Origin of the sequence: Paenibacillus massiliensis subsp. panacisoli DSM 21345 (assembly GCF_000426545.1) — a bacterium.
GTDB lineage: Bacteria > Bacillota > Bacilli > Paenibacillales > Paenibacillaceae > Paenibacillus > Paenibacillus panacisoli.
This window is the reverse complement of sequence record NZ_AUFO01000007.1, coordinates 19842-32103: the sequence shown is the minus strand read 5'-3', so window position 1 is coordinate 32103 and position 12262 is coordinate 19842. Positions and strand designations below refer to the sequence as shown.

Sequence of the window (12262 nt, the reverse complement as noted above, 5' to 3'; positions counted from 1 at the left end):
TCGCGGAGCGTGGATGGGCCTTGCATGTTCAAGCACAGGCTCACGGTATGAAAGCCAAGGCTCATCACCGAAGGAGCAAGAGAATATGAACAAATATATGTTGAAGATCGCCACCTTCAGCTTGCTGTTAGGCGCTGTCCCGACGATTGTGATCGGGATTTTTTTATATTATGCCGCTGCGCGTGATATGGAAGAGAAGGTGAATCAAAGCAACGTCCATCTGCTGAACCAGACGCAGATGCGAGTGGAGCAACTGCTTAGATCTATGGAGAATGCAGCCCTGCAGTTCGAAAAATCCACGCAATTCAATACGGTTATGAAGCAGCAGCTCACTAGTAAGGATTTCGTTGAGGTGAGGAAGCTCATGCTGGAGATGTTCAATTTACAAAGCCAGGCTGTACTAAATCAGGTCCAACTGGTCAATCTTGAACACGGGTGGAAGGTGGATCTCTATGGACTGAAGCAGCTGGAGCCTGGAGAAGCGGAGCAGCGTTGGGGTGACATACTGAGCAGAAAGGACAATATCTTGTGGTATACACAGCCGAGAACATCCGCAATCGTACCCACAGACACACTAGATATTTCTCCTGTGATAGGCTCGGATGACTTGGGAAATACCACAAGAAACACAGCTACCCAAGGTATCTCAAGTAGCGGAGTCACATCTCGTAACGAACCCATGACCGAGCGCGCAGATGCCGATGAAATCACAGTTACGGCCTCTGCCGCATCGGATACGCTGCAGCTCATTCATAAGATCCCGCTCCAGCCAAAGCGGCACACGAGTCCTACAGGAATGCTCATCCTGGAGATCAATAAGGACGAGCTGCGTAGCATGCTAATTCCGAACCATCCGCTTACACGCCAGTTCATTATCAATCGTCAAGGTGAAGACCTGATGTCAACTGACGCTGACGCGGAGGAGTACGGCGGCATTAACCGCAGAATTGCCGCTGAGCAGGCACGTACGGCTGCTCTTCATGGCACATTCCTGGCGAATATCCATGGGGATGAGGTCCGCGTTATATATAACAGCTCCGAATATAATGGCTGGTCCTATGTGTCTCTCGTCTCACCGAAGCAAGTGACTGAGGAGACGCGCAAGATGGCTGTGTTGACAGTAACTATGTGCTTACTGCTGCTCATCACTGTGCTGGCTTTTGCATTGCTAGGAAGCCGGAAGATGTATCGACCGATCCACAGGCTGTTCCATGCAGCCAAGAGTCTGGATCGACGCTCCCGTGATGAGCACGGGGAGAGAAGGACGGACGAGCTTGATTATATCCATAGCAGCCTGCATTTCCTGGCGCGAACCAATGAGGAGCTGGATCAACAGATGCGAGCGCAGGCGAATTATTTGCGAGAGTTCTACGTACTCAAGCTATTCACGGGCCAAATGTCCGGGGAGCAGGAGCAAGGACAGGCAGAACGATATGGCTTTCCATCAGACTGGAGGCGGCTTGGTGTCCTTGCCTTGGAGATAGACAACCTGCAAAATACGCGCTTTCAGGAGGAGGAGCGGGAGCTGCTGCTATTTGCGATTAGCAATATCGTTGCAGAGCTGCTACCAGAACGAGAACGATTCACGCCCATCAGTGTATACCAGTCCCAGGTGACTCTGCTAACGTCCGATTCCGATGATGCAGCCGTCTGCCGGGAGCAGTTCCTACACAGGGCCGAACGGATTAGAGAGCAGGTGAAGCATTATCTGGGACTGCAGGTGAGCATAGGCATCAGCTCGTCTTTCAGCATACTCTCTGATACCGTAAGAGCCTACGAGGAGAGTATCTCTGCTTTATCCCTTCGCTTTCGTCTCGGCGCCGACATCGTCGTTCATTTCGAGGATGTAGAGAAGAACGGAGAGAGCCAAACAGCGATTTACACCCACCTTCGGGCCCTGGAGGATCGCTTGATCGGTTTTCTGCGGGAGCAAAGATTAGAGCCGGCTCAGGAGGTATTCGAGCAGTATCTGGGAGAGATTCTGGGCAAGGGCGAGCTGCTTCGTCAGCGTCATTTGCTGCTGCTGCAACTGGCCTCCAAGATTCTGAAGATGGTGCAGGAGCAGGGGATATCGACACTCACCGTGCTGGAAAGTGAGCGCACCTTGAAGCAGCTATTTCGTCTTCAGACCAAGGAGGAGATCGTCCACTGGTTCCATACGAAGCTGTTTGAGCCGATACGCGCGATGCTATCTGAAAGGACAGAAGGACAATTCGTCAATATCGCGCACAAGATGGTCAGCATCATTCATGAGCAATTCGATCAGGATATTTCGCTGGACTATTGTGCTACGGTCATGAGCTTTCATCCGGTCTATCTGAGCCGAGTGTTCAAGAGAGAGGTCGGCAGTACCTTCAGTGAATATCTGCTCACGTATCGAATGAATCAGGCCAAGGTGATGCTGGATACGACGGATATGAAAATTGCCGAGATCGGCAACAAGGTCATGTATACCAATATTAGCGCCTTCATTCGCGCCTTCCGCAAGGCCTTCGGTATGACGCCAGGACAATACCGGGATAAAGGAGGCTAGGGGAGATAGGATAGCTAGGAGAGCTAACGATTATTCTGCATGACCCTAGCATGCTGAAAGTTTAAATAGGCACACTCCTAGGTCATTTCCGGCACAATGCATGCCAGAGAACGCTACTACCATGGGTCTTCTCATGAAGTCATGAACGGCGTATAGACGTACATAGGGCGATCAAGAAATAATTGAATCTGTAATCGCTTACAAATAACCTCGGCGAAGCAGGAGGGGGAGTCAATGAAATGAATGCGAATGAAGCGCTGAACGGCAGTAGACCATCACTTCGACGTGATCTTCGCAGACAGAAGCGGCAGCAGCTGATCAAGGATCTGGTCCGGGATAAATGGATGTATCTGATGCTGCTCCCAGGCGTGCTGTATTTTGTTATTTTCAAATATGTACCCATGTACGGCATCTCGATGGCTTTTCAGGACTACAGACCGCATTTGGGCTTCTTTGGTAGCCCGTGGGTGGGGTTCAAGCATTTCGAACGCTTTTTCAGTGAGCCGCAATTCTGGATGCTGTTCCGCAATACATTCATTTTGGCACTGTACAATCTGATTTTCTTTTTCCCGCTGCCGATCATCCTTTCTCTCATGCTCAATGAGGTGCGGCATCATCGTTTCAAGCGTTTTGTGCAGACCTTTATTTACATTCCGCATTTCGTGTCTTGGGTGGTGGTGGTCGGAATCTTCTATATTCTGTTCACGACCGAGAACGGGATTCTGAATGAGCTGATCTATCGCCTTACGGGCGACAAGATCGCCTTCCTGCTGGAGGCAGATTGGTTCCGAACGATGATTATTTCGCAGTCGATCTGGAAGGAAGTAGGCTGGGGGACGGTAATCTTCCTGGCTGCACTTGCAGGAGTCGATCTGCAGCAATATGAAGCAGCCCGCATTGATGGGGCCAGCAGATGGCGCCAGCTCTGGCATATTACATTGCCTGCCATTCGCAGCACGATCGTGATTTTGCTGATTCTGCGACTGGGGAACTTTCTGGATACGGGCTTCGAGCAGATCTTCCTGATGATTGCCCCTACCAACCGGGAGGTCGGTGATGTATTCGATACGTATGTCTATACCAAGGGGATGACTCAGGCACAGTACAGCTACAGTGCTGCTGTCGGTCTATTCAAGTCGCTGGTTGGGCTCATTCTGGTATTGGGGGCTAACTGGCTTGCCAAAAGGTTCGGTGAAGAGGGCGTGTATTAAGTGTACTCAGTGATATCCATTCCAAGCTTCCTCCCAAAGGAGTGTTGAAAGCCATGATCCAAGACAAGTCGTGGCGGAATCGACTATTTGATGTAGTGAATTATACGCTGCTTGCGCTCACCGCTGTTGTATGTGTGCTGCCATTCGTCTATGTACTGGCAGTGTCCTTCGCAAGCCCGGCTGAGGTAGCGAGAGGAGGCTTGATCTTGTGGCCCAAGGAGTGGTCCACAGTCTCCTACCAGTATATCTTCTCATCAGATACGCTTCCGCGCAGTATGATGGTCTCCGTCTATATTACCGTTGTGGGCACCTTGATCAATCTCGTATTTACCTCTCTCATGGCCTACCCGCTGTCCAAGCCGAATCTGCGGGGACGAAATATGATCCTGCTGGGCGTGCTGTTCACTATGCTGTTCAGCGGGGGGATGATCCCCACGTACTTTGTGGTAAGCGGGCTACAGCTGACGAATACGCTATGGTCCCTGATGATTCCAAGCGCCATCAGTGCCTTCAATCTGATCGTACTGAAGAATTTCTTCCAGCAGATCCCGGATGGTCTGGAGGACTCGGCCAAGATCGACGGCTGCAATGAGCTCCAGGTGCTTATTAAGATTGTCATTCCCCTGTCACTGCCTGCTATGGCGACATTTGGTCTCTTCTACGCGGTGGCTCACTGGAACCAGTTCTTCAGTGCGATTCTCTACATCAACGATAACCGGAAATGGCCTATTCAGGTGCTGCTGCGGGAGATTGTTATCTTGGCACAAAGCCGCGTAGGCGACGCGAACTTCGATCAGACCGACGTGCAGCCGCTGACGGTTCGGATGGCGGTAATCGTATTTGCCACCTTCCCGATCCTCCTCGTGTACCCCTTCCTGCAAAAGCATTTTGCCAAGGGAGTGATGCTGGGCTCGGTCAAAGGCTAGTAAGAATCTGAATCATCCAATCCAACTGCTATGGAGGGCTGGTAATGAACAAAAGATGGGCTGGCAAGGTTGTATCCGCGCTACTGGCGGTAAGTATACTGAGTGCATGCGGTGCGGGAGATCAGGGAGCAGAGCTCGGTGACGGACCCTATCCCCTTACCCTGGTCGTGAATCAGGTCGGTGAGATTCCGAATTCCACCAATCCATTAGAGGAAAAGCTGCGGGAGTTCACACAGACGGATCTGCGAATTCAATGGATTCCGCACTCGGCCTACGATGAGAAGGTCAACGTCATGGTCGCCTCCAATGAGCTTCCCAAGCTGATTAAGCTGAATTACACCCCAACGACGATCAACTCGCTGGAGGCAGGACTGTTCTGGGATATTACGGACCATTTGCCCAAATACGAGCATTTGGCTGCGCAGCCGCAAGCCTACTACGATAACATTAGCGTCGATGGGCGTGTGTACGGAGTACCTCTCTTCCGCGATATGGGGCGCGCGATTGTAAGCTATCGCAAGGACTGGCTGGATCAGGGCGGCTTTGAGGCACCGGTGACGCTGGAGGACTGGTATGAAATCATCAAATTCAGCACCGAGGGTGATCCCGATGGTAATGGCAAGCGCGATACCTATGGCATGATGCTCGATAAAGGCTACAATCAGGGCACGGCCTCCACGATCACCCGGCTGGCTGTCTCTCAAGGAGCGCCGAACAAGTGGGGCATGGATGCCGATGGTAACTTTTATCCCGAATTTGAGGATGAGACCTTCTTCGAGGTGATGAAGCTGCTTAGAAGGCTGTATGAGGAACGACTGATCAATCAGGACTTTGCCGTCGTGGATTCCTCCGAATTGAACAAGGCTTATGAATCGGGCAGAGCCAACCTGCGCATATCTGGCGGCAACGCTCAGTCTGTGCAGACCAAGCTGGATAAGGTAGTCCCTGGTGCAGTCATGGATGTGGCCCCACTTCAGGGACCGGATGGCATTCGGGTACCCGGTGAGAGTGGTAATACAGGCTTCCTGGCGATCCCTACCTCCAAAGTAACCAGCGAGGAAGAATTAGACCGAATCCTAACGTTCATCAATCAATTATTCGAGCCAGAGATGGTGAATCTGATTAATAAAGGAGTGGAGGGCATCCACTATCAGGTGGAAGGTGAATACACAGTCATTATTGATCGGGATAAGGATGCTCAGGAGGTGAAGCCTTATCGGGATACATTCCCGCAGCGCGGGGAGCATTACAACATGGAGCGGAAGCCCAAGGAGGGTGAGCTGTTCAATAAGAACAAGCAGATCGTATACGGAAATGAGCAGCATATCGTGCCTAATCCTGTGCTGACACTGCGATCGCAGACTTTTGTAGAGCGTGGTGGTGAGCTGGAGCAGCTGATTACGGATGCCCAGACGAAGTTCATCATGGGGAATATCGACGAGGCGGGCTGGAGAGCACAGATCCAGCATTGGAGAGACAGCGGCGGGGATGCCATGGCTGCCGAGTATAAGGCTTCCTATGAAGCGCTCGGGAAGAAATAGCAGGTCTCACGGAAGAGAAGATAACAGGGTTCAAGTCGAAAATAGCAGAGCACATAGAAGCGAAAAGAAGCCTCAGCAATGTCGGGGCTTCTTTCTGTAACTCCATAACTCCACTAACGAGACCTTTGTTGCTCAAGCCTTCTCTAATGTAGCTTCTCCCTTCACTGTCAAGAAAAGCACCATAACAAGGATACAGACGGTCCCAAGCCATTGTACCCATCCGAAGGAATCCTGCAGCCAGAACACAGTCGTTAATACGGCGGCAAGTGGCTCCAGACTGCCCAGAAGACTTGATTCCTTGGGGGATAAGCTATTCAAGCTTTCGACATACATCCAAAAAGCCAGCATCGTACCGAACAGGATCACGAAGATCAAATAAATATAGGCCTCCAACGGTAAGTTCGCAGCACCCATGTGCCAAGGCGGGTGGATGATGCTTAACGCAGCTCCTCCGATCATCATCGCCCAGCCCACAATAACAAGCGAATCGTAGGACTCCAGAAAACGAACAGCATATAGAGTATAGAAGGCGAGCGCAACCCCGGATAGTACGCCCCAGATCACTGCATCTGGCGGTACCGATAGTTGTGATAGTGATCCATTTGTCAGTAAGAGAAAGCAACCCAGCAAAGCCAGAACTGCAGTATACAGGTCCTTCCTTGTCGGCATTGCGTACTTACGGATGGCTACATAGATCATAATCATGACTGGAGCCAAATATTGTAGCAATGTCGCTACTGCAGCATTTCCCCTGTCGATAGAAGCCATATAAGTATATTGAACTCCGAGCATGCCTACTACTCCGAATATAATAAGCTGCATGGATAGCTTGCGATGACTCCAGATATCAAAGGTGGCAGCTAACCCTCTTTTGCAAGTGTGCACTCCAAGGAGCAGACCGCCTGCAATCAGCAGGCGAATCGTAACGAGCCAGCCCATATCGATCCCGTATTGTTGAAATAGCTTTTTGGCAACGGTGCCGCCAATCCCCCAAAAGATAGCTCCAGTAATGATGAAAAATATTCCTCTTCCTCTACTCATAGTTTAATCGCTCCATTGAAATATCAAAATAGTATCTGTCGTTGACTATGATAAAGAGAAAATGTATTAATATATACTATAATCAGAACGAAAAATATAAGGATATTGAGGATGCGGCATGCAAATTAAGGATTTTACCATTGATCAACAGCATAGAGAGCTGACCAAGCATCGTACGACCGTATTGCCTCTCGCAAGCTACCGCACAACGATCAGTCACCATATAAACGGATATATCCCGTTGCACTGGCATGAGGAGTTTCAGTTCGTTCTGGTCGTTAAGGGACAGGCCATATTCCACATTCAAGAAGACAAAGTGATCGTGAACGAAGGGGACGGCTTATTTATCAATAGCGGCCGACTTCATCAGGTAACGGATTATCGCGACTCGGGATGTGTGTATATCTGTCTGAATGTGTCCCCGAGCTTTATGGTCTCACAGGAGCTATTTGGCGCTTATGTATACCCGTATATAGAAGCGACGAATTTACCTTATCTTATGCTGCATACTCAAGAGCATTGGGCTCATAGCATTGCAGAGGCCATCATGGAAATCGATCGTCTGATTGAGCAGCGACCTGCTCATTATGAGCTGGATATCACGATTCAGTTGGCGCATATATGGAAGGGCCTGCTGAGTTACGGGTTTCCTTTGGAGTATAAGGAAGGAGAAATGCTGAAAAATCGCAGAATGAAGGATATGCTGGACCATATACATCAACATTTTGCGGAAGGAATTAGCTTGGAGGATATTGCAGGAGCGGGACAGCTGAGCAGGGCGGAATGCTGCCGGTATTTCAAGCGATTTCTGAAGCGGACACCTGTAACTTATGTGATGGATTATCGGATTCAACAAAGCCTGCTGCTGCTGCAGCAGCCTGAAACTAATGTCACGGATGTGGCGTATCAGGTGGGCTTCAATAGCACAAGCTACTTCATCTATCAATTCGGAAAAGCGATGAACATGACCCCGCTAGCCTACAGGAAGCAGAAGATAGGGAGGCATGGACACGGGGCAACAGTGATAGGAAGGGACATAGGAGAGTAGGGAATATAGTAGAGAAAGGGCTATAACAGGCACAGGACAACACCACTAGAAGAGGCAATGTGGCGTGTCCTGGCAGAGCGTTGAAGGAGAGGGCAAGTGAGATGTTGGCCTGGGACGCTAGGATTGAAGTCTGTTCATAGATGAATTCAAGCTTGGAGCCTTGGCCTGCATGTACTGTTTGCTGGGGCCATGAAGCAGTAGTACCAGAAGCAATCCAAGCTGAATCGGCAACGAGATGCCAGTTATACTGAACAAGGCAATAACGCAGCCTGTGGCGAGCATAGTGACACTGAGCTTGTATTTGCGCTGAGTAATGAATATAAAGGCTAGCGTCTGTGGGAGCAGGATCAGCAAGGTTCGGAACATAATCCAGATGTAGAAAGGAATTTCCTGTGATCCAAGGACGGGAGAGAAGGTGTGCTCCTGCGGGAGAAGAAATAATACCAAGGCAGTAGATAACGTCATGAGCACAATAAGTCCACCAAGCAGAATGCGGAAGACATTAAGCAGAACAGGCATTTTCATAAGACACAACTTCCTTTGTCAGGTTATAATGTTCAAGTATACACTCATTAGGGAAAATGTGGAATATATAATAAGGAGTATTTTGAGCTGGTCAAAGTACTAGTAGGTCGAAGGATGAAAGGAGGCTGCTGTATGGCCTTGAATATTGTACGTCTAAGTAACGATCCGCTGGATCAGTATCCATATATCAATGCAGGGACGGGAGGAACCGTCCAGGAAGCTTGGCTTCCGATCCTGCATGGCACAGTGACCGGATTGCCTACATCACTGGATGCTCTAATTGTAGCTTCAGATCTGCAAGGTATTGTAAGTCGCTCCTCTTCTGGAGAATTGCATACTAATTCGACATCTGTAACGACATCTGCAGGTATGGATACACAGCAGAGTGCAGAAGAGGCAGCAGTAGAGAATACTGTGCATAATGAACCGTCTACGAATATATTTCAAGCTGATCTCCTGCTCGGGGAAGTGCTACCAGCGCATATCAGACTCTTGCTGGCTGTGGAATTTCCCAACATTCGCCCAGAGCGAGCAGGAGTACTGCTGTGTGGAGATCTGTATGCACAGCGAGGGCGGAGGGGGGCAAGTGGGGATCCCCTTCCTGTATGGCTAGCGTTCCGACAGGCTTTCAACTGGGTCATCGGCGTGGATGGCAACCACGATCTCGTCAGTATAGAGGTAGCCCGGAGGCTTCAGTTGGAGGAAGGGATACAACATATCGCCTCACCATCCATCGTGAGTGCGGATCAGCTGCAGATTGCTGGAGTTGGCGGTATTATCGGGCGTCAGGATAAGCCGAATCGCATGGACCCGGCGTCGTACCTGCGCTCCGTGCGCTTGCTGCTGCAGCGCCAGCCGGATGTACTTCTATTGCATCAGAGCCCAGGCTTAGCCGAGCAGGGGCTGCAAGGGGAAGTGTTGATTCACGATGAGCTGGTAGCTGGGCCGGAGACGGTGGTATTCTGCGGACATACCCATTGGGATACGCCGATGATAGAGCTGAGCAACGGAACGAAGATTGTCAACGTGGATAGCAGGTTGCTCATTCTCACCCGGGAATTATAAGGCGTTTTCTAGGGGGATTGGTAGGAGCGAGTGTGCCATCAGCCCTACCTTTATAAAAATTTTGCGAGACCTATTGCATAATCGAAGATGGTACGTTAGTATTAAGAAAACGCATACAAAGATCGGGTGTTACTGTTAAATCAGGCAAAACCGATACCTTTGGACAAAAGGTATGGTTTTGCCTTTTTGCGTCAGTAATATTCGCACTTTGGATGAACCTGCCATGCAGGCTGCGTTTTTTCAAGTATCTTCTGCAAGGATAGATCTTTGCTTCTAGTGGGAATCTATTCAAGCAGAACTTGTAAGCGCTTTATCTAAAAGGGCGGTTGGTTAGAGCTTCGAATTTTCCTTGTAACCTAAGTAGCATTTACGACCATGAGCAATTCGTACCCATCTCATGAACGATGGTGCACAATTGCTGATCAGAAAGGAAGATGATCAGGATGAGCAACTACGATCAATTAGCCAAAGATATTTTGCAGCGCGTCGGTGGTCCCGAAAATGTAAATAGTGTGTTCCACTGCGTCACTCGGTTGCGCTTCAAACTTAAGAATGAAAGCGTTGCCAAGACAGAGGAGCTTAAAAATCTCCCTGGCGTTATTACAGTTATGCAAAGCGGAGGTCAATACCAGGTCGTCATCGGCAACGAGGTACCAGATGTCTACAAGGCTGTGGTCAAAGTGGGGAATCTCCCAACGGAGGGCTTTGTAGAGGATGAGAGCACAAATGACGGTCAAAAAGTAAGCTTGTTCAGCCGCTTTATCGATATGATTTCCGGTGTATTTACACCGCTTCTCGGATTATTGGCCGCTACAGGGATGATCAAGGGCTTCGCCGCTATGTTCGTGTCCTTCGGTTGGCTTAGCAATACCTCGGGAACCTATCATTTGCTGAATGCTACCGGGGATTCCTTGTTCTACTTCTTCCCGATCTTCCTGGGTTATACAGCCATCAAGAAATTCGGCGGCTCGCCGTTTCTCGGAATGGCCATCGGGGCGACCCTTGTCTATCCGACGCTGTCTACGCTGACCGGTGGTGATGCACTGTACACGTTATTCTCAGGCTCACTGTTCGAATCGCCGGTGCACATTACGTTCCTGGGCATTCCGGTCATACTAATGACCTATTCCTCATCAGTTATTCCTATTATCGTGGCAACTTATGTGGCTGTTCGGATTGAGAACTTCTTTAAGAAAGTGATTCCGAATGTCGTCAAGACGTTCCTGGTTCCCTTCTTCACGCTGCTCGTCATTGTACCTGCTACATTCATTGTTATTGGTCCAATCTCTACCTGGGCGGGTCAACTGATCGGTGCAGGAGCTATCTGGATTTATAATCTGAGCCCGACAATTACTGGTATCATCCTGGGTGGTCTGTGGCAAGTATTCGTATTGTTCGGTCTGCACTGGGGCTTGGTGCCAGTGGCGATCCTCAACCTGTCTACACTGAAGCAAGACCCGGTTCTCGCGATGGTATTCGCTGCTTCCTTTGCTCAGACTGGTGCTGTGCTGGGCGTCATGCTGAAGACTCGCAATCAGAAGCTCAAGTCGCTTAGTATTCCTGCCTTCATCTCCGGGATCTTCGGGGTAACCGAGCCAGCGATCTACGGGGTAACGCTTCCTCTGAAGCGTCCGTTCATCATGAGCTGTATCGCAGCAGCGGTTGGCGGAGGAATTCTGGGTATCGCGGGTACAAAGACCTTCATGATCGGCGGACTTGGTATCTTTGGTTTCCCAAGCATGATTAATCCAGAGACAGGAGTAGATAGCTCCTTCCTGATGTCGATTGTTGCAGTCGTGGTAGCTTTTGCACTTGGCTTCCTGCTCGTATACCTGTTCGGCTTCAAGGAGCAAGTACAAGCTGAGTCGACGCCAGCTCCTGAGAACAAACCACAGTCTGTTACTAGTGGCCAACATGAGATCGCTAGCCCAATGACTGGTGAGGTCGTACAGCTGAAGGATATTCAAGATGTGACGTTTGCTGGTGAGCATATGGGAAAAGGCATTGCCATTCGTCCTACCCAAGGTAAGGTCGTATCCCCAGTGAATGGTGTGGTAAAGACTGTATATCGTACAAAGCATGCGATCGGTCTCGTTTCGGATGACGGAGTAGAGCTGCTGATTCATATCGGTCAAGATACCGTGAAGCTGAAGGGTGAGCATTTCACCGTGCATGTGCAGGACGGTCAACGGATCAGCATCGGCGATCTGCTTGTGGAATTTGATATGGACGCCATTCAGGCGGCAGGCTATGAGCTGGTTACCCCCATCGTAATTGCTAATACAGGACAATTTGCCGATGTTGTAGGCAGTGGGTCTGGGGGCTCCATTCACTCGGGAGATAAGCTGCTGACTGTACTGGCTTAACGCGCT

The 12262-nt window shown here is 49.9% G+C and carries 9 protein-coding genes; 7 read left to right on the top strand and 2 right to left on the bottom strand.

Translation table 11 applies throughout. The features are described from left to right. Positions 1-85: 85 nt before the first annotated feature. From K331_RS0103325 to K331_RS0103310, 4 genes are all read left to right on the top strand, one after another. Positions 86-2533 (top strand): helix-turn-helix domain-containing protein, encoded by a 2448-nt coding sequence (locus K331_RS0103325; protein ID WP_028589174.1) that lies wholly within the window; start codon positions 86-88, stop codon positions 2531-2533. A 344-nt stretch (positions 2534-2877) separates the two neighbouring features. Beyond that, positions 2878-3744 (top strand): ABC transporter permease, encoded by an 867-nt coding sequence (locus tag K331_RS0103320; protein ID WP_404821466.1) that lies wholly within the window; start codon positions 2878-2880, stop codon positions 3742-3744. Positions 3745-3797: 53 nt separating this feature from the next. Further along, the gene (locus K331_RS0103315) at positions 3798-4670 is read left to right on the top strand and encodes a carbohydrate ABC transporter permease (protein WP_028589173.1); all 873 of its coding nucleotides are present in this window, start codon (positions 3798-3800) and stop codon (positions 4668-4670) included. A gap of 44 nt (positions 4671-4714) precedes the next feature. Continuing rightward, positions 4715-6211, top strand: coding sequence for an extracellular solute-binding protein (locus tag K331_RS0103310; protein WP_028589172.1), 1497 nt, complete (start codon positions 4715-4717; stop codon positions 6209-6211). Between the two features lie 132 nt (positions 6212-6343). Here K331_RS0103310 and K331_RS28840 read toward each other — a convergent pair whose 3' ends face one another. Next, on the bottom strand, positions 6344-7252 hold the full coding sequence (locus K331_RS28840) for an EamA family transporter (RefSeq protein WP_036634069.1): 909 nt from the start codon (positions 7250-7252) through the stop codon (positions 6344-6346). A 118-nt stretch (positions 7253-7370) separates the two neighbouring features. Here K331_RS28840 and K331_RS28835 point away from each other — a divergent pair, with 118 nt between their 5' ends. Next, on the top strand, positions 7371-8300 hold the full coding sequence (locus K331_RS28835; protein WP_051289593.1) for a helix-turn-helix transcriptional regulator: 930 nt from the start codon (positions 7371-7373) through the stop codon (positions 8298-8300). 117 nt (positions 8301-8417) lie between these two features. Here the strand turns inward: K331_RS28835 and K331_RS0103295 are convergent, their stop codons facing one another. Beyond that, on the bottom strand, positions 8418-8825 hold the full coding sequence (locus tag K331_RS0103295) for a hypothetical protein (protein WP_028589171.1): 408 nt from the start codon (positions 8823-8825) through the stop codon (positions 8418-8420). 132 nt (positions 8826-8957) lie between these two features. Here K331_RS0103295 and K331_RS0103290 point away from each other — a divergent pair, with 132 nt between their 5' ends. Together K331_RS0103290 and K331_RS0103285 are read left to right on the top strand one after the other, a co-directional pair. Beyond that, on the top strand, positions 8958-9890 hold the full coding sequence (locus K331_RS0103290; RefSeq protein WP_028589170.1) for a metallophosphoesterase family protein: 933 nt from the start codon (positions 8958-8960) through the stop codon (positions 9888-9890). A 443-nt stretch (positions 9891-10333) separates the two neighbouring features. Further along, positions 10334-12256, top strand: a complete 1923-nt coding sequence (locus K331_RS0103285) for a beta-glucoside-specific PTS transporter subunit IIABC (RefSeq protein ID WP_028589169.1) — start codon at positions 10334-10336, stop codon at positions 12254-12256. Positions 12257-12262 lie beyond the last annotated feature (6 nt).